The organism is Protofrankia sp. Cj5, from assembly GCF_917627405.1.
GTDB lineage: Bacteria > Actinomycetota > Actinomycetes > Frankiales > Frankiaceae > Protofrankia.
The window spans coordinates 13,137-37,836 of record NZ_CAKJTO010000046.1 but is presented as its reverse complement, the minus strand read 5'-3'; the positions used below and the strand labels follow the sequence as shown (position 1 = coordinate 37,836).

32 protein-coding genes are annotated in these 24,700 nt (G+C 69.2%); 19 read left to right on the top strand and 13 right to left on the bottom strand.

From position 1 onward, the window contains the following. Nucleotides 1-106 precede the first annotated feature (106 nt). Complete coding sequence (locus MJ777_RS12150; protein ID WP_239308191.1) at nt 107-490, bottom strand: BlaI/MecI/CopY family transcriptional regulator; 384 nt, start codon at nt 488-490, stop codon at nt 107-109. 86 nt (nt 491-576) lie between these two features. Between MJ777_RS12150 and MJ777_RS12145 the strand changes: the two genes are divergently transcribed. Then, entirely contained in the window at nt 577-1,431 is an 855-nt protein-coding gene (locus MJ777_RS12145) for a hypothetical protein (protein ID WP_239376134.1), read from the top strand. A gap of 212 nt (nt 1,432-1,643) precedes the next feature. Here the strand turns inward: MJ777_RS12145 and MJ777_RS12140 are convergent, their stop codons facing one another. Together MJ777_RS12140 and MJ777_RS12135 are read right to left on the bottom strand one after the other, a co-directional pair. Further along, nucleotides 1,644-2,570: a M56 family metallopeptidase gene (locus MJ777_RS12140; RefSeq protein ID WP_239376132.1), complete on the bottom strand. Its 927-nt coding sequence runs from the start codon at nt 2,568-2,570 to the stop codon at nt 1,644-1,646. Then, entirely contained in the window at nt 2,570-2,968 is a 399-nt protein-coding gene (locus MJ777_RS12135) for a BlaI/MecI/CopY family transcriptional regulator (RefSeq protein ID WP_239308194.1), read from the bottom strand. The genes MJ777_RS12140 and MJ777_RS12135 overlap by 1 nt, the downstream gene beginning before the upstream one ends. 209 nt (nt 2,969-3,177) lie before the next feature. Here MJ777_RS12135 and MJ777_RS12130 point away from each other — a divergent pair, with 209 nt between their 5' ends. The 3 genes from MJ777_RS12130 to MJ777_RS12120 are packed head-to-tail and all read left to right on the top strand — an operon-like array spanning nt 3,178 to nt 5,515. Further along, complete coding sequence (locus MJ777_RS12130) at nt 3,178-4,167, top strand: ABC transporter ATP-binding protein (RefSeq protein ID WP_239376130.1); 990 nt, start codon at nt 3,178-3,180, stop codon at nt 4,165-4,167. After that, nucleotides 4,164-5,045, top strand: coding sequence for an ABC transporter permease (locus tag MJ777_RS12125; RefSeq protein WP_239376128.1), 882 nt, complete (start codon nt 4,164-4,166; stop codon nt 5,043-5,045). Before MJ777_RS12130 ends, MJ777_RS12125 begins: the two co-directional genes overlap by 4 nt. 5 nt (nt 5,046-5,050) lie before the next feature. Further along, nucleotides 5,051-5,515: a hypothetical protein gene (locus tag MJ777_RS12120; RefSeq protein ID WP_239308197.1), complete on the top strand. Its 465-nt coding sequence runs from the start codon at nt 5,051-5,053 to the stop codon at nt 5,513-5,515. A 373-nt stretch (nt 5,516-5,888) separates the two neighbouring features. On the opposite strand, the gene MJ777_RS12115 is transcribed toward MJ777_RS12120, so the two are convergent. The 7 genes from MJ777_RS12115 to MJ777_RS12085 form a co-directional block, all read right to left on the bottom strand. Beyond that, on the bottom strand, nt 5,889-6,500 hold the full coding sequence (locus MJ777_RS12115; protein WP_239376126.1) for a superoxide dismutase: 612 nt from the start codon (nt 6,498-6,500) through the stop codon (nt 5,889-5,891). 84 nt (nt 6,501-6,584) lie between these two features. Next, nucleotides 6,585-6,917 (bottom strand): hypothetical protein, encoded by a 333-nt coding sequence (locus MJ777_RS12110; RefSeq protein ID WP_239308199.1) that lies wholly within the window; start codon nt 6,915-6,917, stop codon nt 6,585-6,587. A 225-nt stretch (nt 6,918-7,142) separates the two neighbouring features. Further along, nucleotides 7,143-7,391, bottom strand: coding sequence for a type II toxin-antitoxin system RelE/ParE family toxin (locus MJ777_RS12105; protein ID WP_239308200.1), 249 nt, complete (start codon nt 7,389-7,391; stop codon nt 7,143-7,145). Further along, a complete protein-coding gene (locus MJ777_RS12100) occupies nt 7,391-7,726 on the bottom strand; it encodes a DUF6247 family protein (protein WP_239308201.1) in 336 nt (111 codons plus the stop codon). Before MJ777_RS12100 ends, MJ777_RS12105 begins: the two co-directional genes overlap by 1 nt. Nucleotides 7,727-7,949: 223 nt before the next feature. Beyond that, nucleotides 7,950-8,708, bottom strand: a complete 759-nt coding sequence (locus MJ777_RS12095; RefSeq protein WP_239308202.1) for an ATP-binding protein — start codon at nt 8,706-8,708, stop codon at nt 7,950-7,952. Beyond that, on the bottom strand, nt 8,698-9,180 hold the full coding sequence (locus MJ777_RS12090; RefSeq protein WP_239376124.1) for a hypothetical protein: 483 nt from the start codon (nt 9,178-9,180) through the stop codon (nt 8,698-8,700). Before MJ777_RS12090 ends, MJ777_RS12095 begins: the two co-directional genes overlap by 11 nt. Before the next feature lie 49 nt (nt 9,181-9,229). Beyond that, the gene (locus MJ777_RS12085; RefSeq protein WP_370652710.1) at nt 9,230-9,550 is read right to left on the bottom strand and encodes a helix-turn-helix domain-containing protein; all 321 of its coding nucleotides are present in this window, start codon (nt 9,548-9,550) and stop codon (nt 9,230-9,232) included. 1,870 nt (nt 9,551-11,420) lie between these two features. Between MJ777_RS12085 and MJ777_RS12080 the strand changes: the two genes are divergently transcribed. Then, complete coding sequence (locus MJ777_RS12080; RefSeq protein ID WP_239376113.1) at nt 11,421-11,849, top strand: hypothetical protein; 429 nt, start codon at nt 11,421-11,423, stop codon at nt 11,847-11,849. Between the two features lie 122 nt (nt 11,850-11,971). On the opposite strand, the gene MJ777_RS12075 is transcribed toward MJ777_RS12080, so the two are convergent. From MJ777_RS12075 to MJ777_RS12065, 3 genes are all read right to left on the bottom strand, one after another. Beyond that, on the bottom strand, nt 11,972-12,298 hold the full coding sequence (locus tag MJ777_RS12075; protein WP_255724055.1) for a helix-turn-helix domain-containing protein: 327 nt from the start codon (nt 12,296-12,298) through the stop codon (nt 11,972-11,974). A 307-nt stretch (nt 12,299-12,605) separates the two neighbouring features. After that, nucleotides 12,606-12,908, bottom strand: coding sequence for an EamA family transporter (locus MJ777_RS12070; protein WP_239376101.1), 303 nt, complete (start codon nt 12,906-12,908; stop codon nt 12,606-12,608). Beyond that, entirely contained in the window at nt 12,908-13,939 is a 1,032-nt protein-coding gene (locus MJ777_RS12065; RefSeq protein WP_239376099.1) for a protein NO VEIN domain-containing protein, read from the bottom strand. The genes MJ777_RS12070 and MJ777_RS12065 overlap by 1 nt, the downstream gene beginning before the upstream one ends. A 193-nt stretch (nt 13,940-14,132) precedes the next feature. Here MJ777_RS12065 and MJ777_RS12060 point away from each other — a divergent pair, with 193 nt between their 5' ends. From MJ777_RS12060 to MJ777_RS11995, 14 genes are all read left to right on the top strand, one after another. Then, on the top strand, nt 14,133-14,450 hold the full coding sequence (locus tag MJ777_RS12060; RefSeq protein WP_239376088.1) for a putative quinol monooxygenase: 318 nt from the start codon (nt 14,133-14,135) through the stop codon (nt 14,448-14,450). Next, the gene (locus MJ777_RS12055; protein WP_239376086.1) at nt 14,447-15,661 is read left to right on the top strand and encodes a helix-turn-helix domain-containing protein; all 1,215 of its coding nucleotides are present in this window, start codon (nt 14,447-14,449) and stop codon (nt 15,659-15,661) included. Before MJ777_RS12060 ends, MJ777_RS12055 begins: the two co-directional genes overlap by 4 nt. Before the next feature lie 296 nt (nt 15,662-15,957). Next, a complete protein-coding gene (locus MJ777_RS12050) occupies nt 15,958-16,371 on the top strand; it encodes a hypothetical protein (RefSeq protein WP_239376084.1) in 414 nt (137 codons plus the stop codon). After that, entirely contained in the window at nt 16,371-16,619 is a 249-nt protein-coding gene (locus MJ777_RS12045; RefSeq protein ID WP_239335059.1) for a DUF6284 family protein, read from the top strand. The genes MJ777_RS12050 and MJ777_RS12045 overlap by 1 nt, the downstream gene beginning before the upstream one ends. Then, nucleotides 16,616-17,206: a lytic transglycosylase domain-containing protein gene (locus MJ777_RS12040; protein ID WP_239376082.1), complete on the top strand. Its 591-nt coding sequence runs from the start codon at nt 16,616-16,618 to the stop codon at nt 17,204-17,206. Before MJ777_RS12045 ends, MJ777_RS12040 begins: the two co-directional genes overlap by 4 nt. Nucleotides 17,207-17,280: 74 nt before the next feature. Further along, complete coding sequence (locus MJ777_RS12035) at nt 17,281-17,871, top strand: hypothetical protein (protein WP_239376080.1); 591 nt, start codon at nt 17,281-17,283, stop codon at nt 17,869-17,871. Continuing rightward, nucleotides 17,868-19,052, top strand: coding sequence for a hypothetical protein (locus tag MJ777_RS12030; RefSeq protein ID WP_239376078.1), 1,185 nt, complete (start codon nt 17,868-17,870; stop codon nt 19,050-19,052). Before MJ777_RS12035 ends, MJ777_RS12030 begins: the two co-directional genes overlap by 4 nt. Further along, complete coding sequence (locus MJ777_RS12025) at nt 19,049-19,726, top strand: hypothetical protein (protein WP_239376076.1); 678 nt, start codon at nt 19,049-19,051, stop codon at nt 19,724-19,726. Before MJ777_RS12030 ends, MJ777_RS12025 begins: the two co-directional genes overlap by 4 nt. A 10-nt stretch (nt 19,727-19,736) precedes the next feature. Next, the gene (locus MJ777_RS12020; RefSeq protein ID WP_239376074.1) at nt 19,737-20,498 is read left to right on the top strand and encodes a hypothetical protein; all 762 of its coding nucleotides are present in this window, start codon (nt 19,737-19,739) and stop codon (nt 20,496-20,498) included. A 121-nt stretch (nt 20,499-20,619) separates the two neighbouring features. Beyond that, nucleotides 20,620-20,949, top strand: a complete 330-nt coding sequence (locus MJ777_RS12015; protein ID WP_239376072.1) for a hypothetical protein — start codon at nt 20,620-20,622, stop codon at nt 20,947-20,949. A 116-nt stretch (nt 20,950-21,065) separates the two neighbouring features. Continuing rightward, nucleotides 21,066-23,429: a hypothetical protein gene (locus MJ777_RS12010; protein WP_239376070.1), complete on the top strand. Its 2,364-nt coding sequence runs from the start codon at nt 21,066-21,068 to the stop codon at nt 23,427-23,429. Nucleotides 23,430-23,512: 83 nt separating this feature from the next. Next, complete coding sequence (locus MJ777_RS12005) at nt 23,513-23,890, top strand: RNase adapter RapZ (RefSeq protein WP_239376061.1); 378 nt, start codon at nt 23,513-23,515, stop codon at nt 23,888-23,890. Between the two features lie 18 nt (nt 23,891-23,908). Further along, on the top strand, nt 23,909-24,112 hold the full coding sequence (locus MJ777_RS12000) for a hypothetical protein (protein WP_239376059.1): 204 nt from the start codon (nt 23,909-23,911) through the stop codon (nt 24,110-24,112). Nucleotides 24,113-24,177: 65 nt separating this feature from the next. After that, nucleotides 24,178-24,633 (top strand): single-stranded DNA-binding protein, encoded by a 456-nt coding sequence (locus MJ777_RS11995; RefSeq protein ID WP_239376057.1) that lies wholly within the window; start codon nt 24,178-24,180, stop codon nt 24,631-24,633. Nucleotides 24,634-24,700 lie beyond the last annotated feature (67 nt).

Genomic DNA, 24,700 nt, shown 5'->3' with positions numbered 1-24,700 from the left:
GCAGGAGCGCCGCTCGCGGGGGCGGCAGGCGCCGGGCCGCCGGCCGGGCGGCCGCCAGCAGCACGAGCGCTGCCGCGCCGGCCAGGCAGATAGCCAGCCGCACCGGTCAGCTCTCCGGCCGGGGCCGGTCGAGCAGATCGCGCAGCACCTGCTCCTCGCCGGGGTTCAGCGTGTCGACGAACCGGGCCAGCACCCCGGCTGGATCGTCGACCTGTTCCAGCAGCCCACGCATCCGCTGGGCGGTGAACTCGGCCGTGCTCTGCGCAGGCTGGTAGACGAACGTGCGCCCGTCCGCTGTCCGGGTCACCACGCCCTTGGCGTGCAGCCGGTTGAGGATGGTCATCACCGTCGTGTAGGCCAGGCTCCCGCTGATGACGGTCTGTACCTCACCTGGCGACATCGCCCTCTCGGCGGCCCACAACACCGCCAGCACCTCAGCTTCCAGCTGTCCGGGCCGGCGCCGCGGCCCGTCATCCGATCGGGTTGTCACATCCTCAACCTACCCTGCCTGTAGTAGTTTGTAGCAGCCATGTTGGCTGCCTGAAATGCTCCCGCCGCCCATCCAGAAAGACATCGATGCCTTCTTTGCCGGACAACCAGACCCGCAGCCGCGAGCCCCTCGCTCCCAAGGTTCCGGAGATCACAGCATTGTTCTGGGTTGTCAAAATTCTGACGACGGGTATGGGCGAGGCGGCCTCGGACTACCTTGCGCACGTCAACCTGGTGCTCGCGGGCACGATCGGCCTCCTCGGCTTCACGTTCGCGCTCTGGCTGCAGTTCCGGGTCCGCCGTTACTCCGCTCCCGTCTACTGGTTCGCGGTGATGATGGTCGCGGTCTTCGGCACCATGGTCGCCGACGGGCCACCCATCGGCCACATCGGTTCGACGGTCCTCTATCTTGTGGTCCTCGCGGCTGTCTTCTACACGTGGCACCGCAGTGAGGGAACGCTGTCGATCCACAGCATCGTGACCCGCCGCCGGGAGACCTACTACTGGCTGACCGTGCTCGCGACCTTCGCGCTGGGCACCGCCGCCGGCGATCTCACCGCGGACTCCTTGCGCTTTGGCTATCTGCCCTCAGGCATCCTGTTCGCAGTGATCATTTTGGTGCCGGTGGTCGCCTGGTGGCGGTTCGGGCTGAACGAGGTCGTCGCCTTCTGGTTCGCCTACGTAGTGACCCGGCCGCTGGGTGCCTCGTTCGCCGACTGGCTCGGCAAGCCGGCGAAAAGGTCCGGTGTGGGCCTCGGTGACGGCCTGGTCGCCCTCACCGCTTTCGTTGTGATCGTTACCCTGATCGGCTACCTGACGGTGACGCGCGGTGACATCCAGCGCGGCGGTGTCGACGACGGAGCCATCAGAAACATCGATCCGCAGGACCCGGCCCTTCCCCAGCAGGTACGGCCGCGGTTCCGTCCAGCCGATATCGACTGAAGGTAGATCGGCGAGCGGCCTCGGGTGACCTGCGCGGATCGATCGGTGTGCTGGCCGTTGAAGGGTGGTTTTGTATCGATTTCTCCTTTTTCTACGATGTTTCATCGGTGCGTGGGGGATGGGCAGGGCCAAGGAGCCGTTCAAGGAGCCGGGGTTTTTGTCGGGCTGCTGGCGAGCGGCGAGCAGGATGTCGCGGGCTGTCTGGCGACCGGTCAGGATCGGTGCGCATAGGTTGCCTGCGCGCGTTCAAACCGGCCTTCGGTTGTATGGGCGGTGTCGACCGCGGCGGCTGCGGTGACCAGGACGAGTGCGGCGAGGGCAATCGCCAGGGCTGGCCGCGGTTTCGGGGGCGGGCCCAGCAGCGCGCGTGCTCGGTGGGCGAGGTCGGTGTGCACGGCGCCGAGCGCCACGGTCGGAGTGGTCAGTGTGCTGGTGCGGGCGAGGCCGGCTCGGGCCAGGGCTCGGGCGACCACAGCTCGATCGTCGGCGATAGTGGCGGCGTCTTCGTCGGCCCAGCGTTCGACGGCGAGGCGCACGGCGGCGGCGGGTGTCCGCAGCAGCGGGTTGGCGGCGGCGGCGAGGCTGGCGAGCTGGGTGTAGGCGTGGTGGCGGTGGCGCAGGTGGGAGTGTTCGTGGGCGAGCAGCACCCGGCGTTCGTCGGCGGGCAGCGCGCGCAGCATCGCCGTGGAGACCACGATCCGGCCGGTGAGCCCGGGCAGGGTGTAGGCGTCGGGATGGTCGTCGTCGACGATGACGAGGCCGGTGGGGGCGGGGCCCAGCCGCCGGCAGGTGAATTCGGCGGCGGCGAGGTCTTGGCCGACGAGGACGGCGCGGCGGGCGGCGCTGGCGGCCAGCCCGGCGACGGTGAACGCCGGCAGCAGCCCGGCCGTGGCGGGCAGCGGGTCGTGGCCGCGGACAACAGCGGCTGACCAGTGCCCGATCGCGGTGAGCGGGGGCAGCGGGGCGAGCAGGGTGAAGGCCGCGACCGCCAGGATGAAGCCGGTGGCCAGGGCGGTCACCAGGCAGGCGGTGGTCAGCAGCCGGGTGGCGGCGGCGGGCGGCAGCCGCCGGCCGAGCCGGCCGCCGCTGACGGTCAGCAGCAGGCTGGTGACGAACGGGATCAGCGCGACGGCCGTCATCACCGCTGCCTGTCGTCCGAGCCGGCGTGGGTGTGGTGGCTGGCGAGGATGTCGGCGAGGAGCTGTTCGTCTTCCGGACGCAGGTCCGCGACGAAGCGGGCCAGCGCTTCGGCCCGGTTGGCGCCGGCGCCGAGCAGGCGGGTCATCTGTCGGGCGGTGAGGGCGGCGTCGAGGGTGTCCGGGCCGGCGGCCAGCGCGTAGGTGTAGGAGCGGCCCGCCGGCTGCCGGGTGAGGGCGCCTTTGTCGTGCAGGCGGGCGAGGGTGGTCATCACGGTGGTGTAGGCCAGTGGTTCGCCGAGTTCGGCGAGTGTCTCGGCCGGGGTGAGCGGCCGGCCGGCCGCCGCGATCGCGGCGAGCACCTCACGTTCGAGCGCTCCCGGCTCCCGCCTCTTCGCCAACTGCCCCTCCGTCCCTCACTACTATCAGGTCGATAGTACGAGCTGGTGGGTCGTTGGCGCACTCAGCCCGCCGTGCCGGCCGTCGTCGTGGGGGAGCCGGTCGTCGGCTCGCTCCCCGAGGGGTCCAGGTTCGCGATCGGACTTGCCGCGTGCCACCTTCACGCGGCAATCTACTATTCGATGAGTAGTAGATACTCGAAGGAGGGCGTATGGCGGCTGGCGTACCGGCGGTGGAGGCCACCGGTCTGGTCAAACGGTTCGGCGGCCTCACCGCGGTGGATCATGTTGATCTACGGGTGGACGTCGGGGAGGTGTACGGCATCCTCGGCCCGAACGGGGCGGGCAAGACGACGTTCCTGCGGATGCTGTTCGGGCTGATCCGCCCGGACGCCGGGGAGCTGCGGCTGTTCGGCCGCAGCTGGGCGCAGGCCGGCCCGGCGACGTTGGACGGGGTTGCGGGGTTCATCGAAAGCCCGCGGTTCTACCCCTACCTGTCGGGACGGCGGAACCTGGCGTTGCTGGCCGGGCTCGACGGCGGTGGCGCCGACAGCCGGATCGACGAGGTCCTCACCCTGGTCGACCTTGCCGGCCGGGCCGGGGACAAGGTCGGTGGCTACTCGTTCGGGATGCGTCAGCGGCTCGGGGTGGCCGCGTCCCTGCTGCGCGACCCGCGGCTGCTCGTCCTCGACGAGCCGGCCAACGGGCTGGATCCGGCCGGTATCCGCGACATGCGCGCCCTGGTCAAACGGCTTGCCGCGGGTGGGCTGACCGTGTTGCTGAGCAGCCACAACATGGACGAGGTCGAGGAGATCTGCGACAACGTCACGATCATGCGTACCGGCCGGGTCGTCTATCACGGTTCGATCAGCCAGCTGCGCGCCCAAGCGCCCGACCCGTCCCACCGGCTGGCGACCAGCGACGATGACCGGGCGCTGGACCTGGCCATCGACCGCCCCGGCGTCGCCGTGTCGGTCCACCCGGACGGCGGGTTGGCGTTGCGCGCCCAGCCCGCCGCAGCGGACGCCTACATCATCACCCTTGGCCGGGCGGGTATCGCCGTACGGGCCCTCGGGCTGGAGGTCGCGCCGCTGGAGTCGCTGTTCTTCATGCTCACCGAACCCGACCGGCCGGCCGCTGGCATGCCCGCCGCTGACATCTCCGCCCCGCGGCCGCACGCTCGCACCGGAGGGACCCGATGAGCACCGCAGCCATGACGACGACCACTACGCCCCCGGCAGCCATCGAGACCGGTCCGGCCGGCCGTGGCCGGGTGACGACCGCCTACCGGTGGGAGGTCACGAAACTCGCGGCCCAGGCCCGTGCCCGCGTCACGCTCGCCGTCTGCCTGGCCGCGCCGTTCGTGTTCGTGGTGCTGCTCGACCGCCAGGACCGCCTGCCCAAGGACACCCTGTACGGCCGGTGGCTACACGCCAGCGGCTTCGCCACCCCGCTGCTCATCCTCGGGTTCGCCGCCCAATGGGTGTTCCCGCTGCTGACCAGCCTGGTCGCTGGGGACATCTTCGCCAGCGAGGACCAGCACGGCACCTGGAAGACGATCCTGACCCGCTCACACAGCCGCACCCAGATCTTCTGGGCGAAAACGCTGGCCGCGGCTACGTTCGCCGCCCTCGTCCTCGCCGTCCTGGCGGTCAGCTGCCTGGCCGCGGGCGTCCTGCTGGTCGGCCACCAGCCACTGGAAAGCCTGTCGGGCACCCTGCTGCCCCCGGGCCGCGCCGCGGAGCTGGTGCTCGCGGCGTGGGCGAGCGCGTTGCTGCCGCTGCTCGGGTTCACCGCCCTCGGGATCATGCTGTCGGTGCTCACCCGCAGCAGCCCCGCCGGGATCGTCGGCCCGATCATCCTCGGGCTGCTCATGCAGCTCTACGCGTTCCTCAACGGCGCGGACACGATCCGCCACCTGCTGCTGGTCACCCCGTTCGACGCCTGGCACGGCCTGCTGGCGGCGCATCCGTACTACGGGCAACTGGATCAGGGTGCGCTGGTCAGCGCCGGCTACATCACAAGCTGCCTGGCCGTCGCCTACCTGGCGCTGCGCCGACGTGACATCACCGGAGGATGACCCGTATGCGACGATTCACCATCCGTGTCCGAATGCCCCGTGCGGTCCTCGCGACCGGCGCCGCGGCCGCGCTGGCCGCCGTTCTGGGCGGTTGCGCTACCGATGTCACCCGGCCGCGGGTGGAAGGCTCTCTCGGCTCCGTCTTCGCCAACCTCTACGTCCAACAGCAGGCCCTGCTCGGCCACCCCGGGCTCACCCCGGCCGCGGTCGCTACGAAAGCCAGCTGCCAACGGAGCACTCCAGGAACGCAGGACAAGGGCGCGGGCAGTGACTGGGCCTGCCAGGTCCGCTGGACCGACGGCGCCGGGAAGAACCAGGACGGCAAGTTCGAGCTGCAGGTGCGATCCAACGGCTGTTACCAGGCCGGTGGCCCAGCTAAGATCGTCGGACCCGTCACCCTCCACACCACCACCGGCAAGGACGTCATCAACCCGGTGTTCGAGTTCGACGGCTGCTTCGACACCACCTGAACCACGGCGGTGATCGCGGTCGGCGCGGCTGGGCTCCTGACCGCAGCCCTTGCGACGCTGGCCGTCATCGACGGCTGGACCTTCGAGCGGTGTCGAGCCTGGCCGATCCGTCGGCATTGCACCGTCACCTCCGGCTGTCCGGGACCGGCCCCAATGGCTGGCTGTTCGGGACGGAGGCTGGCGATCCGATCTCCGGCTTTACGATCCTCCCGCAGCTGGAGCCGGGCGCGAGCGGTGGCCTTCACAGCCGGCTCTGGCGTGTCACTCGTTGCGGGGGCTCGTCCTCGATGGCGGGGCACCCTGCCGGCTGGGTGGGATGTGAGCCCTCCCTGCCGACAGGGTGTTGGGCGCGGGGCCTCTACGCGGGGCTGGGTCAGGCCGGGGTGATCTGCTTGACGGTGGTGTAGCGGGCGGCGACGTCGGCCCAGTTGACGATGTCCCACAGGGCGGTGACGTAGTCGGCCTTGACGTTCTTGTACTGCAGGTACCAGGCGTGCTCCCAGGCGTCGAAGGCCAGCAGCGTGGTGTTGCCGATGCCGACGTTGCTCTGGTGGTCGTAGACCTGCTCGACGAGCAGGCGGCCGGAGAGCTGGTCGTAGGCGAGGATGCCCCAGCCGGAGCCCTGGACGGTGGTGGTGACGGCGGTGAGCTGAGCTTTGAAGCTGTCGAAGGAGCCGAAGGACTCGGTGATGGCGTCACCGAGGGCGCCGTCGGGCTTGTCGCCGCCGTCCGGGGAGAGGTTCTGCCAGTAGATGGAGTGCAGGATGTGGCCGGAGACGTTGAACGCGAGGGTCTTCTCCAGGCCGACGATCGCGCCGAAGTCGCCCTTGTCGCGGGCTTCGGCGAGCTTGTCCAGGGTGGTGTTGGCGCCGGCGACGTAGGTCGCGTGGTGCTTGTCGTGGTGCAGTTCGATGATCTGGCCGCTGATCGCCGGCTCCAGCGCGGCGTAGTCGTACCGCAGGTCGGGCAGGGTGTAGATGCTCACCTGGTCGTCCTTCGCTGGTTGGTGGTGGACGATGATCCGCGGGTGTGCGGACCGTCGGTGTGGTTCGTGGGCGAGGAGGTGCCGTCAGCCGCTCTCGGCCGAGCCGGCTGGCCTGGCGGGTCCGGCGGTGCCGGAGACGTACGTGCGCTGGATGTCGCGCAGGATGTCCCGTGCCGCGAGGTCTGATCCCGAACGGTCGGCGAGATCGTTCAGGGTGATTCCGCACAGGGTTGCCAGCCCGAGTACGAGCTCGGCCATGGCCGCTGCCGGGTTGATGCGCTGTGCGCCGTCGGTCATCACCCGCTGGACGCTCTCCCAGAAGAAAGCGGGGTCGTCGACGGAGTCGGTGTAGGCGGTCATGATCTCGATCGCTACCGGCAGGCACGCCGCCATTGGGTCGGTAGGGATGCTTCCCACAGATCCTGCTCCCTTGGTCGGCCTGCGACTGAACATTAGTTGCCTAAGATTCGCAGTTGCAAACTAGAGGAGCTTGTCAGGGGTGTCGAGGTGGTCGCGGCTTCTTCCGTGGACGCCACGGCGCGGGCACGTTGCCAGATCCGACTGATCGTCTGACTTGGGATGGCGAACCACAGCCGACCGTCCGGCCCGGTACCGAACCGCTCCAGGTACGCAGGAGCGCGGTCAGCCGACCCAGGTGACGCGGAGCACGGTGATGGTGATCCAGCGGTCTTCGATGGTGTAGAGGATGACGCCCCAGCCATCGCCGAACGTCGCCGTCCACTGGTCCTCAGGCTTGCTGTAGATGCCGTGCGCGCGGGGGTCGGCCACCAGGCGCCCCAGCGCCGTATCGAGCTGGTGGCGTGCTTCGGCGGACAGCGAGTCCCGTTGCTCACGGGCGTAGTCGACCCAGCGGACGGCGTAGGTGGCCATCAGACCGTGCGGGATGGCGCGTATGGATGGCCAGGCGGGTACCAGGTTTCAGCGATCACAGTGGGGTCGCCGGCGGCGATGCGGCGCCGGTCGGCGTTGATGCCGGCCTGGATCTCCGGGTTGGCGCACAGCAACGCCTGCGGCCACCAGCGGTCGATGACCTTCTGCGCGGCAGCGAGGTCGAGGTCATCATCGACGCGGGCGAGCGCGGCGCGGAACTCAGCTTCGAACTCGGCGCGGCGGTCCGGATCGAGCGCGGCGCGGACCGCCGGTCCGGTCCGTTCCACCCGGTTCCGGACCCCGTAGATCGGGGTCGTCACGTCGGCGCTGCCCATTTCACCATTGTGCGCGCACCCCACCCACCTCAACCTGGGTGGCCGCACCCACCTTTCGATCGGGAGAGCCCGCGATCGCCAGGCGCGAGGCCGGCCTGTGCGTCGAGGCGTGAGCCCCCCGGCTGCTCGACGCGCCGCATGGGACACGTGGCGGTTTCAGGGAGTCAGCCCATCACGCTAATGGTCAAGTACTCGCGCCGTCACAGGCGGGCACGACATCCCGTCAGTCGCGGTCTGTGCCTTCGGATTGGAAGAGTAGATCCTGGTAGGCGCGGCGGTATCGAACGTGTCTGCTCTTGAGGCTGCTACCGACGATGTCGACCGAGCCTTCGTCCCGCATGATCTTCAGCCACCGTCGGATGGTCTGGTCGCGCAGACCGGTCCGGGCAACGAGTTCGGAGCGTGAGAGAGTCTCGTTTCCGAGGGCGACGAGCAGCTCCGGTCGGCGGTCGGCCCGAGAGGACTGGCCTTTCGTTGAGGTTGTTCGCCAGGACAGCTGGTACCTGGCCCAGCGGCGGGTTCCGGTCTGGGTGACGAGTTCGCGAGTGACCAGGTCCCGAAGTTCGCTGGTGGCGACACGGGAGTCGACGCCAGTCGCGTTGCGGTAGGCGCGATTGTCAAGGATTTCTTCCTGGCGTAGGAGCGCGAGGGCGACGCATTGGCTGTCGGTCAGGCCCTTCTCACCCAACCCGGTGATCCAGGCGACGGTCTCCTCGCCGAGCAGGGTGTGGTTGGGGAAGACGACGACAAACGACGAGATCTTGTCGTTGAAGTCCGGTGGGCTCATTCCCGCGGTGAGCAGCGAGTCGAGCATGGCACGGATGCCCGACCCGCGGTTCTCGCAGACGGTGCGGGTCCCGCCGGGCAGCGGGACATCTTCGAGGATCTTGATGAGGGTGGCGTTGCGGGCTGAGGAGACACCGTCTTCGCCGAGACTGTCGACTGTGACAGGACCGAACAGACCGCCCGGATTACGGATCACCAGGCGGTCGGGTACATCTCGACCTGGACTTGGGCGCCTCGAGCGCCCCCGGACAGGTCGCGGTGGACCAGTGCGTTGACGACAGCCTCACGCAGAGCGGCCTCTGGGTACTCCCAGACGTCCTGCCGGCCCGCACCCCGACGACAGCCCGACGAGACATGTTCCGGCGGACGGTGGCCAACGTGTCGCGGACCATGACCGGGACCGGGCCTTCCAACGTCACGTTGTCCAGGAACCGCTCGGTGGACCGGCCGCCGGTCTCCGTCGGGTAGTGGACGAAGGTGACCATCAGCTGCGGGAAGTGCTCCTGCGGATAGCTGCCCAGGGCGAGCAGGCCTCCCAGCGACGCCACGTCCTCGCCGCTGTCTCCAGTCACGAGCACCTTGGCGCGACGCAGCACAGCCAAGCGGTCCAAGTCCTTGAACGCGTAGGGCCTGCTGGTCCTCAGCCGGGCGACCAACGCATCGACCATGGCCGTATCCAGATGATCGAGACCAACGCCAGAGACTGTTTGCTCGTCCTCACGAGGCTGACCACGTGAGGACGAGCATCATCTGGACCTCGTAGGCCGACAGCCGACGATCACCGTCGCAGACCCTGACGTAGCTACCCTTGGTGATGCCGGCCCCACGCGAGTAGCAGGGCTTCCGTGCGGGATCGAGCTCGGGGACCTCGGCGACCAGGATCTGGGCGCCCTCGAAGTCGTGGACCTTGATCAACGGTCGGAGCGGCGGTTCCATGTCCTCGGAGCACATGGAACCAAGATCAGCCGCGAGCCTCGCCGGATCGGGAAGTCCCGTCGGTGCGAAGCCCTGGGTCTCGTCCAGACCAAGGACGACCACACCGCCTCGCGTGTTCGCGAACCCGGAGAGAGTCTCGCGCAGCGCTTCGGCAGTCCGCCGTGGGTCTTCTTCACCTCCACGTCGGCGATGTCCGTACCGATGGCGCGAAGGTTGTCGACGATCTCCGCGAGCTCGACGTCGAGCGTCCATCCTCCTCACCAGCTAACACACTAGCTAGCATGATAGTTGGCATGAACTGCGGCCGGGTGCCGGTGTCGGGTGTCCGGCCGACCGGCCGCCGACGGTTCCAGTGGTGGACCGGGCTGGGCTGTGGCGCGTCTGTGTCGGGTGCTGCTGGATGCCCATGGGAAGATTCGGTCCTGCCCGGCAGCGTCTGCCGCATGACCTGGCCTCGGCCACCGTGGTGGCTCACGCCGTCTGGAGGGCTTGGTCGGCGAAAGCCGTGAAGATCGAGTCAAGTTGACGTATCGTGACGACTACCCGCTCCACAGTGCGACCTTCAGGCGCACCTGACCAGCACTTTCGGCGTTAAGCCCCGGTCATCATTACTAGGCATAGCGGGCGGCGGCGGTCGGCCGGCAGATCGCAGGTCCCTGCGTAAGCCTGCGTTCTGACCGGGGCGACAGCGCACATGCCTCGTCGGGCTGGGGCGAAGCCCCGTTAGCGCGACAGCAAGGGCAAGGCGGCGGCCTCCCTGTTCTTCCGCGTGGGTCAGGCATCGCAGATGAGGGCGCAGGCGGCGACAGCGGGCCGGTAGTGATGCACTCCGCCGCCACACCGTCTGCCCGTAGCCCCCACCGATCGGCCCTGAACGCCGCACCCTGGAAACGAACCCGTGCAGCGAAAAACCGACATAACGAACAATCGGCAGAGCAATCTAATAACCTGAGGTAGCCGGACGATTCGGCTGGCGCTATCAGCGCTGGTCCCGAAATAGCTTTATCAGCTACACTTGATAGTCAAACAACTACAGAGGGTGCCCCCAACGGGATTCGAACCCGTGCTACCGCCTTGAAAGGGCGACATACGCTCGGCCAGCGTACCCCTCCTGACCTGGTCTTTCGCTGCTTGGCGCTCGTCCAGCTTCCGAGTTTCGGCACGTATTTGGCGTGAACCATGGTCAACAGGGATCATCCCGCAGGCTCGACCGAGCGCCCTGTCTGCGCCCGTCCACCAGGGCCCGTCGACTCGGGCACGCGGATGGTGGACGGGGGCGACCGTTCGCTTGTAAGGCACGGCTCGATCATTGCGGCGGCGGGACCCGCACAGGTCGCGATGTCCACCGGCGTCCATGGTCGTCCGCTGATGTACGCGGTCGTTGCTACAGGCGTAGCTACACCCGGCCGGGCGGCGCTGGACCACGAACGACCCGCGAATTAAGAGATTTTCGGCAACGGGTCCGCTGATGTCTGCGGACGTCCCCTGGTGCTGGTAACGGACTGGTTCTCGTCCACTGACCTCCGTAGTAGTACACCGATGTCCGTCGGCTTGGCTGCCGACGTGGCTGCCATTCACAGTGACCAGGTCTCACCCGCCACCGCCGCCGGCGCCAACCGCTCGGGGTTGACGTCTCCCACAGAGGCCAATTCCGGATCTTCGTGCTCGGTCCGCCCCGCCGGCGGTCGCGGTCCCGGCGGACCCACCAGACGAGGGTCCACAGGACAGGGGCAAAGCCGAACAGCAGGTCCCGACCGGGGCGAACGTGACGGGCGGGCCCAGGATCGCGCTCGGGTCGTAGCGCACGATGTCGACGCCCACACCAGGTGTGTGACTCTCCGTATGTGGCCGGTTCCGGTGGTGGCGGATGCGTCCGTGTACGGGACCCACGGGCCAGGGTATGGACACCGAGTGCTGACCAGTCAGCCAGAACGGATCAAGGGCCACGAACAGCAGGGGCAGGGAGGTCAGGATGACGACGCTGTTTGAGCAGCTCAACGAGCTGTCCGAGGGAACGCGGAAGATCGAGGACGTGGTTTCCGCGGCGCGGGACAGGAACCGCGAGCGGTTGGAGGCGCAGCGGGCCGAGCTGAAGACCTCTGTCGAGAGGGGCAGGGCCAAGGCCAAGGAGGACGCTGCTGGGGCGAAGGCCGGCATGAAGGAGCACTGGGACGCTGTGCGTTCCTCCGTGAACCAGCGGTTCGCCGAGATACGCGCAGACGCTGAGGAGCGCCGCAAGGACTGGGACGCCCGAAAGGCGGAGCTCCATGCTGACGTGGCGGAGCAGGACGCCGTCAACGCGATCGATCTGGCGCTCTTCGTCCTCGACGAAGCCGAGTACGCGATCGCCGACGCGGTTATCGCACGTGCCGACGCCGACGAACTCGCCAAGAGCGGCTAGCTCCGTCTTTCGCACACGAGGATTCGATGCGCTGACCGACCCGGTTTCCGATCATGGCGGCCGGGTCGGAGAGCGTGGGGCCTGGCATTGGGATCTTTACGTGGCGAGAGCCCGGCTTCGCGCTACAGGGTCACGCGGGCCAGGGTCCAGCGCTGGTCGGGCCAGCCGTGCGCGGCCGGACCCCGGTCCAGTTCCACCCGTAGCCGGTCGAGTTGACGGTCCGACAGCCGGCACGACGCCCCACTCGGTCCCCGCGACGCCAGCGCCGTCACACCACCGGCCTGCCACCGTCGTTTCCACTGGTAGGCCGACTTCGTACTCACCCGCAACCGCCGGGCCACCTCGACCGGATCGACCCCGGCGGCGAACAGGTCCGCTGCCTGCACCCGGACCGCTTCCCGACGAGCGCGACCCTGCACGGTAAGCCCGCCACCATCCGCATACCTCATGCCAGCGGTAAGGCCCGAGGACGGTCAGCTCATACCCGGACAGACCGGATGTGATCAAACAGACCCCGACCATTCAAGATCTGTAACGGTCGACACGGCGTGTCCCGGGAGTCACCACGGGTCTGGTTCGCCCTCATCGCAATTTTGACGGCACCAGCGACGCGCCGGCGAGCACGACCCGTCAGGGTCGCGCGCAGCCGTCGCGCGGCGCGGTTATTCCGCCGGCAGGATCTTGATCCTAGAGTGAGTAACACGGCAGCTGGCGGGCGGAACAGGCGTGGCCCGGCCTCGTCGGGGCAAACGCGCGTCAGTCGTGGTTCGACGCCGTGCGGACAAGGGTGACGCCCGATAGGACGAGAGCGCCACCGAGGACGAGCCCGATGGCGAGAGGCTCGCCGAGGACTACGAGCATGCCGAGGAAGACGGCAACGACCGGCAGGAGGTACGTCACCGCTGACGCCGCTGTCGGTCCGTCGTCGGCGATGATCCGATAGTTGAGGACATATACCACCCCGGTGCCGAGTACGCCCAGTGTCGCGACGGCGCCGAGGACGGCTGCAGACTCGGGTCCTTGGGGCTGCGCCTCTGCCTCCAGCAGGGCGGAGAACATCAAATCGAAGGATCGGGGAGGATATAGCGGTACCGCGTTGGGAGTAGATCGAAGCGAGAAGGAGTCCAGGGATTCCATTCACGCCAGATCCCTCCGCTCGTCTCCACCTGGCCATTCTCCGTCTGTTTCCATGAAATTTGGTCTATAACGACCAATGCGGTGTTGGAGTAATCTTCAGCGTGGCGCACTTCGTTGTCGGTTAGTTCAATGGCGCCACGACTAATCGCACTACCCTTCACCTCGATATGCAGTCGTTCGCCGTTCTTCTCTGCCTCGACGTCCCAAGAGCGGATCGCGCCGACGTCGGCAACTTTGTACCCCCTCTGGGAAAACTCGGCCATGACCATCTCCACCGCGTGCCTTTCGATTGCCTGTCGCACCTCGATGTCGCTGATTCTCCCGACGCCGAGACGCGCATCCCGGTGCTTCTGCTCTCTGGAAGTAGCGTCGGTCTCGGCCTCGGTTAGAGCGAGTAGCAAGCTCAACTCAGGGATAGCGGTCAGTAGGTCGCGCGGAAATTTTACTAGGTAACCCTGGGCTGCGCGAAGCGGGCGACGATCAGAAATTGCGAAGGGAAAATAGAGTCCGCCTACGTACTTCGACTGGAGATTGTCGCGAATCTGTCGAACTACTGGTTCTAGTGCTCGCATTCGCGTCTGAGTGACAGGCATATCGAGAGGCTGGTACGAGGTCAGTGGGGCAAGCCATGCAGGCTCTTCTCCGGTTGAAGTCCTGCTTCTGCCGTAGGTGCCTCGGCTTTGCCACTCGATTGTTGATTCCATCGGTTGTCCAGCCACACGAGACCAGCCGACGATAGACGATTCTCCGCCAGGTTCTTCTTGCTTCGACCAGTGCAACACGAGGTCGCCTTCCCGAACGAAGCGCACGAGGGAGTAGGACCAGTACTCCCGGCCTCCGTCGTCAAGCTGCGGCGCCCACAGGTTCGTTCCGATATCTGTCCGGTTAGTGATCTCCATCCAGAATCGCTCGGCGCCGTCCGTCGCCCACCACTCGTTGACACCCATAGCCATATGTATATCGCGATATGTTTTGAGGGACGTCCCCCGGCTTGCACCCTCTAGCGGTGAACCTCCCGCAACCTGGCGGGGTGGATGCTTCGAGGGCCTGCACCGGAAGCGCACGAAAAGTACGGCCTAGTTCTGGGAATGTGACCCATGGGACGATCGTTGAAGCGGTGACGTCGCTCCTATGGGAAGAGGATCTATGTTCGGGTTGGTGGTCCGGTTCGATCTGCGGCCTGGCGCTGCGGGCGGGTTTGACCGGCTGGTTGCGGAGACGCTGCCACTGATCGTGTCGTCGGAGCCCGGCACGCTGGTCTATACGACGCAGGCGGTTGAGGGTGCGTCCGACTCGCGGATCTTCTACGAGCTGTACCGGGACCGGGCCGCGTTCGACGAGCACGAGTGTCAGGAGCACGTTCGCCGGTTCCTGGCAGCCCGTGAGGAGTTCCTCGCCGGACCGCCCCGCGTGGAGTTCCTGACCGGCGTCGGCGGCAAGGCCCTGCCGGGGGGTGTGCGGTGACCGAGCCGACCCCGACGCTGGGTGAGCGGGTGGCCTTCCATCGGAAGCGGCGCGGCCTGTCTCAGGTTGGGCTAGGTCGGTTGATCGGCCGGTCGGAGAGCTGGGTTTCGCAGGTCGAGCGGAACGCGCGCAAGATCGACCGGATGTCGGTGCTCGCCCAGGTCGCTGATGTGCTGGGCGTGCCGGTGGCCGACCTCGCGCCCGATGTGCCGACAGAAGCCCCCGCGTCTGAGTCTGAGCCGTGGCGAGACGTGCTGCGCCTGGCGCTCACCGGGCATCCGGCGCTGGCGGCTGTCGCCACGGTGCCCACGGCCGGCAGCGCTGCTGGCGAGGACTTCGGTACGCGTGCGGAGCAGGCGTGGAAGCTTGTTCACGGGTCGCGGTACTCTGAGGTTGGGCCGTTGCTCGTGTCGCTGATCGCCGATCTGGAGCGGGCGTTGCGTTCTACGCCGGTCGATCAGCGGCCGGCCGTTGCCCAAGTGCTGGCGAGTGTCTATCAGGCCGCTGCCGCCGTGTTGGGGAAGGTCGACGATGCGGAGGCTGCCTGGCTCGCGTCCGACCGCGCCCTGTTCACCGCTGAGGTGACAGGAGACGTGGCGCTAGTGGCTGCGGGCCAGTTCCGGATGGCGCTGGCGATGCTCAGCGTCGGGCGGCTGGAACAGGCGCAGCACGCTGCGGCGACCGCTGTCGCCGCGCTGCGCCCGCGGCTACCGGAACTCGGCATCGAAGCGACATCGGTTGTCGGCGCCCTGTGCCTGGTGCGGGCGGTCAGTGCAGCCCGAAGCGGCGACCGCCGTACTGCCTGGCAGGCCATCGGTGATGCCGTGGAGCTGGCGGCGACAGTGGGTGCCGGGCGGAACGACTTCAACACGGAGTTCGGGCCCGCGAACGTCGCTCTCCACGAAGTGTCCGTGGCGGTCGACCTCGGAGACGCTGGCGACGCGCTTGACCGCGCGGCGCGGGTCGACACCGCCGGCCTGTCACCGGAGCGTCGGGCCCGCTTCCTGGTCGACGTGGCCCAGGCCCACGCGCAACGCCGCGCCCGGGGGGATGCGTTGACCGCACTGTTGGAGGCGGAGCAGGTCGCCCCGGAGCAGATCCGTGACCATCCGAAGGTTCGGATGCTCGTCCGCGATCTGCTGCAAGACCTGAATCAGCGCTCTGACCAGCAGCTTCGTGCGCTGGCAGACCGGTGCAGGGTACCAGCCTGAAGAACCCGCACAGAAAGTACTAGACAACACTCAAAGTACGGCACATACTTCAAGTGCGGGTTGGCGGCGCCACCGGCGCCGCCTTCGCCGTTTCTGGGACGACTCCACCGCCCCAGAACGAGCGGACCCCGACGCGGTGACTCCACCACCGGCCGGGGTCCTGATCCGACCTGTCTAGGAGGTCAGACCGCTATGAAGTGTGCCCTGATTTCGCCGCCGTCGGCGGACAACCTGAAGGACGCGACGGTCCGCGAGGTCGAGCGGATCGCCCGTGAGCTGATTGAGCGGGGCAAGAAGTGACCACGCTCGCGTCTGTGGCCGCGCCGGGGCACTCCGCCCCGGCGCCGGCCGGCCCGTTCGCGGCCGCGCTGCGCCTGGCCGCGGACCTGATTGACCAGATGCGCGCGACCGACCCGGACATCCGGGTGTCGGTCAGCGCGACGGACAGCATCGGGCCGGGTCTTCCCGAGATCCGGTTCCTGTTCCACGGGAGCGACCGGCAGTCGCTGGCGTCGTTGTCCGGTGCCACGTTCTCGTTCGATGTGCCGGTAACCGTGTCCGACCCGTCGCCGCACCTCGACGGCGGGGTGTGGGTCGGTGGGTCGGTGGTCCGCGACGGCGTCACGGTGTTGTTCCGGACCGGCCTGCACGACCCGGAGGTCATCGCCTACGCGCGGCAGGTGTTCCCCGACGGCACCGGGGGCTGGTGATGGTGGCCGATCCCGTTGAACGGGAGCCGTCGAAACGTGAGTTGGCTGCGATTGAGGCTGAATGGCCGTTGATCGCGGCCGAGCTCGCAATCGTGGATGCGGAGGTTGCGGTAGCCGCCGGCGGCGGCCAGTTGGCTGCGCGCCGGCTGGCTGCCGCCAGGCGGTCGGCGGCGCGGCTGGCCGCCGGTTTCGAGCCGGCCAGACCGAACAGATCTCGTCGGGCGCGGCGGCTGGGAGGTGCGGCGTGACCGCCGTTTCGTTGCCGGCCGGCGTGCCGGTGGCGGGGCTGGTCGCGGCGGCGGTGATCGGTCTGCTGTTCCTACGTGGCCGACACATGAAGGTTGCCGTCGCTGTGCTGGTTCTGGTGGCGGGCGTGGCAGGTCTGCGGCCTGGTGGAGGTGGCGGGCCGGACGCCCCGGTGCCGGTGGCCTACCGGCCGTGGATCGTGCGTGCCGGCGGCCTGTGTCCGCAGATCAGTCCGGCGTTGCTCGCCGCGCAGCTGCGTCAGGAGTCCGGGTTCAACCCGAACGCCAGGTCGAGCGCGGGTGCGCAGGGCATCGCCCAGTTCATGCCGGGTACCTGGCGGTCCTGGGCGACGGACGCTGACGGGAACGGTGTTGCTTCCCCGTGGGAGCCGGCGGACGCGATCACTGCTCAGGGTCGGCTGATGTGCGCGCTGGCTGACCGCTACGACGGTCGTACCGATCTCGCTCTTGCCGCTTACAACGCCGGGCCGGGTGCGGTGGACGCCGCCGGGGCTGTCCCCGCGATTGCGGAGACCCGCAACTACGTCAACGTGATTACCGCCTCCGTGGCCGGCTTCACCGGTCTCTGACCGGCACTGCCTTTTCTTCCTCCTTCTCTCCCTGCGCTTCTTCGTTCTTCACGACCTCATGCGGGAGGTTTGTCGTGCTCATCGCGTTCGCGCCGGTGACGGCCGCCGACGTGGGTCTACCGGACCCGCGGGCGGTCACCGCCGCGATTCCTCTGCTGCTCGCCGCGGTGTTGATGTGGCGGCGTTGGCTGCCCCGCGTCGCGGCCTGCCTTTTCCTGGTCGCGGGGGCCTCCCTGACGTCGGGGTGGCTGGCGATTGCCGTACACCAGGGAGTCGACTGGATCACCCAACTGATCAATCTGATCACCCGGACCACGGTCGGTGGCGTCGCGCCGGGGGCGCTGGCCATCGTCCTTCTGATCTTCTTCATCCTGGAGATGCGTCCGGACTTAGACGCTCTGAGCCGCCTACGGACCAACCGTCTCGCGCTGACCCGGGTCGGCGGCGGCGGACGGACAGGCCGGCATGCGAACCGGTCGCGCCGGACGGGTGCGAAGGTGAGCCGGGGGCGGCCGGAGAAGCTCGCCGCCGCGGGGGTCGGGCTGGTCCTGCCGTCGGTCGCCGCGACCATGACCGGCGGTCTGGGCGCGGTGGTCATGAGCGCGTTGAACCTGATCGGTGGGGCGTTCGCCTGGCCGCTGTCGCTGGCGTGGGGAGCGGCATGAGCGCCACCGCGTCCGCTTCGGTGGGGGGCCGGTGGGAACAGGCCGCCGGCAGCATCCTGCCGATCGTGCTGGGCGCCGGGGTGTTCGCGGTCGCGTTCGTCCACGTGCACGACGTCGCCAAGTGGGCCGGCCAACCCGGCTGGGCCGCCTACCTGATTGCCATGACCGGGGAGGCGATGGCGATCGCTGCCCTCGCCGCGATCAACTCCCGTCGCCGCACGCCCGGGGCCAAGGTCGGGTGGCCGGTGTTCGTCCTGGTGAGCGCGGTGCTGTTCTCCGGGGCCTGCAACCTGGCCGCGGTCACCCATCGGCCAGGCGCCGACGACCCGCCGGACGCCGGGCCGATCGTGGGCGAGCCGGGGCCGTGGGTGGGGCTGATGGCCGTGTGGCCGGTCGTGGCGTTCGGTCTGGTTGCCGGACTCAAGGCCACGAAGCCCGGCCACCCGGTTCACGTCGACGCCGAAACAGCCAGCACCAAGAGCACAACTTTTGTGCACATTTCGCATGGTGATGCTGCCCCTGTGGGGGCGGGGGGCACCTCGTCCCCTGCCGGGCACACGCCTGTAAGGGCACCGGACATCGCCCCGGCCAGCCCGCCGGTCCCGCCCCTGTGGGAGCCGTTGGGGCAGGTGGAAGCGGTGGCACCGCTCGCCGCGTCCTGGGCCCGCGTCGGCGAGGAAGGCGGCGGCGAGCAGATCGGCGGGCACATGGCCGGGCACATCCCGGCCCGCGACGACCGGTCAGCGCTCACGCAGACCGCCGACCACGTGCCCGCCGCCGCGCCCGTGTCCTTGCCGCCGCTCCTGTCGGATCGTGCCGGTGAGGCCGAACCCGGTTGGGTGCCGCCCGTCGCCCACGCCGACGGGCCGGCTCTCACCCCGCCGCCGGTGCCGCGAACCGCTGACGTGCCGGCGCCCCGGGTGGAAGCTGTCCAGTTCCGCGCGCCCCTGCCCGCCCTCGACCCGCCTGCCTCCGACGGGGACGGCCATGCGCCGGGGGAGCCGGACGTGTCTGATCTGCTTCCCGACAGCCGCAAGGTGCGCGACGCCCTGGCGAAGAGCGGCGCGTCGCTGAACCGTAAGACGCTGCATGCCGGGCTGAAGGAGTACGGCCACAAGGCGGGGACCCGTCGCCTGGACGCGGTCCTGCGGATCCTGCGGAAGCCGGTGATGGTCCCGTGACCGCCACCGACGACCGGCTGATCTCCGACCCGGCTACGACCACGGTGACCCCTTCCGTCGTCCCGACGGTAGAGGTCACGGTGAGTAAGAGTCCCGAGAGTTCCGAGAGTCCTGCGGCTCTCCCCGGCCTCCCGGCGACCAGCGCCGATGGGGTGGATGACCCCGCGGACGCGGCTGCCGATGGGACTCTTGGAACTCTCGCGGCCCCCTGGCCGGTTGCGGTCGGTCACCGGATGTCGGATTGGGCGCCGGTGGCGGTTGAGCCGGCCGACGCGGCGGCAGTGGCCCGCTACGCGGTCGAGGCCGACTGGTGCGCCCCGTACGCCCTGGGCTGGCGGCGGGCCGGGATCGGCTACTCCTACCTGATCGCCCTGCCCGCAACGACCACCGCCTACAGCGCCGCGTGGCTCGCGCAGTGGGCCGGCGGGATCGACACCGGATGGCTGCCTGCCAACCGCGACGGCGAGAGCCGCCGGGCCCGGTGGTTGGCCGCCCGCCCCCCGTCGCTCGGGGAGCTGGCTGCGACCACCACGGTCGTGGGCGGCCCGCGCCGAGCCGCCGCCGTCGCCGCGGTCGCCGTCTCGGTCGCCGCCTACGGGCTGGCGTGGATCTTCCAGCGTCCCGGGCGGCTTGCCGCCGCCGCTCTGCTCACCGCCGCCGTCTGGTTCGCCTGAGGAGCCTGCCGTGGAACTGATCTTTCTGCTGTGTTTCGCCTACGCCTGCTACCGCGCCGGCCTGGACGCCGCGGTCAACGGCTATGCCCTGTCCCGGGGCCGCGACGTCTACATCGGTGAGGGGACCAACCGTCGCCACTACAGCGGGTTCAGCGTCGGGGTGCTGCTGGGAGTGTTCTTCCGGTCCCTCGTGGAGGGCGTGCGGGTCGGCTGGCCCTGGGCGCGGCGGACCGCTGCCACCTGGCGGGAGGGTCGCCGCCGTGGGGACGCCTGGACACCGCCGTGGAACGAGATGCGCCCGCCGCGACGGCGTCGCCGCCGGACGCGGCCCGCCGGCGCCACACCCCCACCCGACGATGGCGCCCCGGCCGACCCTTCGACCGACGAGCCCGACAAGGGCGACCGTGACGAGCCGGACGGCGACACGGGGGATCGGTGTGCGCGGTGTGGCCGCCCTGCGCACACCCCGGACAGCGGCCCCGCCCGGTGGATGCCGGGGGAGGGCTGGGTGTGCTGGAGCCACTTCTCCGACCACTGCGCGGCCTGCGGGAACCCCGCCCGCCCCGACGATCCGCTGATCCTGACCGACGGCCACTGGGAGCACGCCTCCCACCGCCGGCCCGCCGACGACCCGCCTTCGCACGCGGAACAGCCGGACGCGGCGGTGGTGATGGTCGCCGACGTGGTCGACGCCGACGGGCGGCCGATCGACGCGGTGTGGGAGCCGCCCGCCGCGGGCTGGGCTTCCCTGCACGACCACCGGACGTCATGACCCCACCGTCGCCGATCGGCCATGCCCGGGGCCCGCCCCCACCACCACCGCCTTCCCCCACCACCACCGCCTTCCCGCACCCCGCCGGATCGCCCCGTTCCACCTTCCGAGAGGACCCGTGATGACCGCGATCGTTCCCGCCACCGCCAGCCAGCCGTCCGCCGAGGTCATCGACCGTGACGCCGCGGTGCGCTACCTGTCCGCCCTCCACGCCAACATCACCAACACCGTGTCCAGCGAGCTGGAGTCGCTGCTTGGTGGCATGGCCAACGCCGGTCTGACCGACCCCGACGTCGTCAACCCGGTGCACGCCGTGCGGGAGCTGCTCACCACCGCTCGCGACGGCGTCCAGTTCGCCGTGGACGCGCTCAACGGCGGCCACGCCGCGGTGTCCGAGACGGTCAACGCCGTCGACGCCGCCGACAGCACCGACTTCTACCGGCAGCACTGACCCCACCCGGGTCGTGTCCGTGCGACCCGCACATCACCCCTACGGGTGGCGTGCGGGCCGCGCGGTCCCCACCCGGACACCGGCGGACTTCTACCAGGACGAAGGAGGGCAGGACGATGGCCAGCCACCCCCGCACCACCCCGGCATCTCCCCGCCGCCGGCCGGCTGGCCCGGCCACCGTGGACACGCGAGTGGAACAGCTGCTCGCGTCCGCCGCAGGCGCCGCCGACAGCCACACCGCCCTGGAACACCTTGTCACCGCCGCCGAACTCGAAGCCAAGGCCAAGGCGGACGCAAATGCGGAACGCGCCGCCGCCGACCCGCTGGTCGGCAAGCTCGTGGCCCGTGCGAAGACGGCCCTCGACGCCGGGGACCGGGACCGGGCCGAACAGCTCCTTGCCGCCGCCCAGACCGCCGCCGACCGGGGTCGGTTCGATGCCCTGTCGATCCGCGGCCACGCCGTGCCGCTGGCAGTGATCGGCCTGTTGTGGGCCGGAGCCGCGGCAGGTCACATGCTCCCCGGGGCCGGGCCGACGATCGCCGGGCTCTACCTCACCCTGGCGGTCGTCTGGTGGTGGGCGAAAGGCCGCCGCGCCGACTGGGCCGACCGGACCCGCCGGCGCCGTCACGCCACCCTCACCACTGCGGCGGGGGCGGGCTGGCTCTACTGGGCTGCCGCCACCGGGGCGACCGGCTGGCACGCCGCCGTCCTGTGGATCGGCGGCTACCTTCTGGCCGCCCCGTACTGGTCAGGCATCCACATCCCCAACCCGCCCGCACCCGCCCCGCCGGCTCCCGCACCGGAAGTTGCCACGGTTGCGCCCCGGCTGGAGGTCACCGAACAGGGCAGCAACGTCATGGAACTGTGGGCACGCTGGGTCGCCTGCCGCGGCGGCCCGGTCGAAGGTTCCCGCCTTACCCACCGCGAACGGCTCGACCACGGCCGGGAAGCGTTCCTTGTCCACCTCGTGCGGGGCCGGCAGTCCCGTGCCTGGCTGGATTCCCGCATCCCCCTGATTGCCTCCGCCATGGGGATGGCTGCCCGGAACCTGGAATTCGAGGACCACCCCGATGGCGACCACCGCGCCCGCCTCGTCGTCACCCTCGACCGCACCGCCGCCGACACGTCGCTGATCTACCCCGGCCCGCAAGCCTGCTACGACCCGACCACCGGCCAGTCCTACTGGGGAGTCTGGCCCGACGGCGCCCTGATGCCCTGGGAGGCCTTCCACCCCGACCGCGGCGCGTACTCCGGGGTCATCCTGGGTTCGTCAGGATCCGGGAAGAGCCGGCTGGCCGAACAGCTCTGCCTGACCTGGATGTCGACCGGCCTGGTCACGGTCTGGATGATCGACCCGCAGGACGGCAGCAGCCTGCCGACCCTGGCCCAGCATGTCGACTGGGCCACCCTCGGGACCGGCAACGGCCGGGCCAAGACCATGCTGCAAGCGGTCGACACCGTCGGGAAGTTCCGCACAAAGATCAACGGCATGGTGGGGCGAGAGGTCCACCCGATCAGCCGGCGCCAACCCGCCCTCATGGTCGTCATCGACGAATGTCACATGATCTTCGATCCGAAGATCGTGGGACCGGTGGAGGCCGCGCACAACGTCGGGGTGGCCGACCGCATCGCCCGTGCCTACCGCAAAGCCGGTATCGGGGTGGTTCTGCTCAGCCAGTACAGCGACCTGACGGTGTTCGGCGGATCGGAATCCCTGCGGTCCAACGCGCTGAACTACAACGGCATCGTCATGCGGCTCACCAGCAACATAGCCGGCAACCTGATCGCCGGTTTCGAGGGGAACGCGAAGAAGCTTCCCCCGCACGGATTCGCCTACCGTGTCGGCGGTGGCGCCCGTGACATCTCCGGACGTTCCTTCGACGCCGAACCTGTCCTCGCCGACTACTACGCCGACGTCCCCACCCTCGAACTCGAAGCTGCCGTTCGGTACCAGCTCCGGAAGAAGCTCGGGGACGTCTACGACAACCGCCGCCACGCGGCCGACAGCGCCGCCGCCGACATCGCCGCCGAATTCCTCGACGGCGAAGCGATAGACCCGGACCTGATCGCCGAAGTCGCCGTCGACGATCCGAAGGTCGCCGCCCGCCTTGAGGAACTCGCCGCCCACCGTCCCCACTGGACCCCCGCCCCGGTGCAACCGACGATCCCCACCACGGCGACCCGTACCACCACGACCGGTGTGACTCTGCGCCCCGCAGCCTGGATCAGCCTCACCACTCCCGCACCCGAACCGGCCGACGAGGACGAGTCGCCCGCCGACGCCGGCGCCTACCCTTCGCTGGCCAGCGCCGCCGGCCGTGACATCTACCGGCTCATCACCCGCGACGCAGTCGCCCTGGCCGATATCCGCGACCACTGCGACTACAGCAAAACCACCATCCACCGCATCCTGAACGCTCTCGAAGCCGACAAGCTCATTCACCAGCCCCGCTATGGCCTCTACGCCCGCACCGCCTAACCGGCGAATTTGGCCGGTGAGTGGATACACCCATCCCAAAAACAGGTCTGCAAAGCCAAAATTCGAAGGGAAAGGAAGCTGTCATGTCCCGGAAGATCCTGATCGCCTCGTTTGGTTTTCTTCACGGTCCACCCCCCGACGCCGACCTGATTCTTGACCTGCGCCCTTACCGCGACCCGCACGTCACATCACACCTGCGGGCCCTCACCGCCGACGATCACCAGGTCCGCCAGGCCGTCATGACCACCCCCGGCATCACGAAGCTCATCGCCGACACCGTCGCCGATCTGCGCGCCCGTTCCCGAACCCGTCCCGCCGACCCCTACCGGGTCGCCGTCGGCTGCGCGGGTGGCCGACACCGCGCGCCCACCGTCGCGCTCGCAATCGCCGACGGCTTGGTCACCTTCGCCCGCCCGCAGGTCACCCACCGCGACCTCCGCAAGCCCGTCGTCGCCCGCTGACCCACGAAGGAGAAACCCATGGGCCACGTCTGCCCGGACCACGTCTGCCCGGAATGCGACGAGGAGGTCATCAGCGAGCCGCCCACCGACGACCTCACCCCCTACGCGGCACACGGGCTGACCGCGCCGGCCTGGGCCCACCTCGACGGCACCCCGCTGTGCCCCGTCATCGGCCCGGACGGCTACCAGCCCGCCCAGCCCAAGCGCCGCCGTCGCCGCTGACACCCCTCACACCTCACCCGCCGCCTACCCCGTCAGACCAGCCAAGCCGCACCGAAGGAGCCGACATGGCCGGCGAAACCACCATCACGGTGATCGGAAACCTCACCGCGGACCCCGAGCTGCGCTTCCTGCCGAACGGCGCCGCGGTCACCGGGTTCACCGTCGCGTCCACCCCCCGGGTCCTGGACCGCCAGACCAACGAGTGGAAGGACGGCCAGGCGCTGTTCCTGCGCTGCTCGATCTGGCGCCAGCCCGCCGAACACGTCGCCGAGTCCCTCTCGAAGGGCGCCCGGGTGATCGTGACCGGCCGTCTCAAGCAGCGCAGCTACGAGACGCAGGAAGGCGAGAAGCGCACCGTCTTCGAGCTGGACGTGGACGAGATCGGCCCGTCACTGCGCTACGCCACGGCCAAGGTCGTCAAGGCCGCCCGCGGCACCGCCGGACAGACCCCGCCCGCCCCGGCCACCGCGGACGACCCGTGGTCGGTGCCCGCCGGTGCCCCGGCGGAACCGCCGTTCTAGACCCCCTCGTGGTGCGGCCGGTCGGCCCACATGCCCCGCCAGACCCGGGCCGGCCCGCCGCCCACCT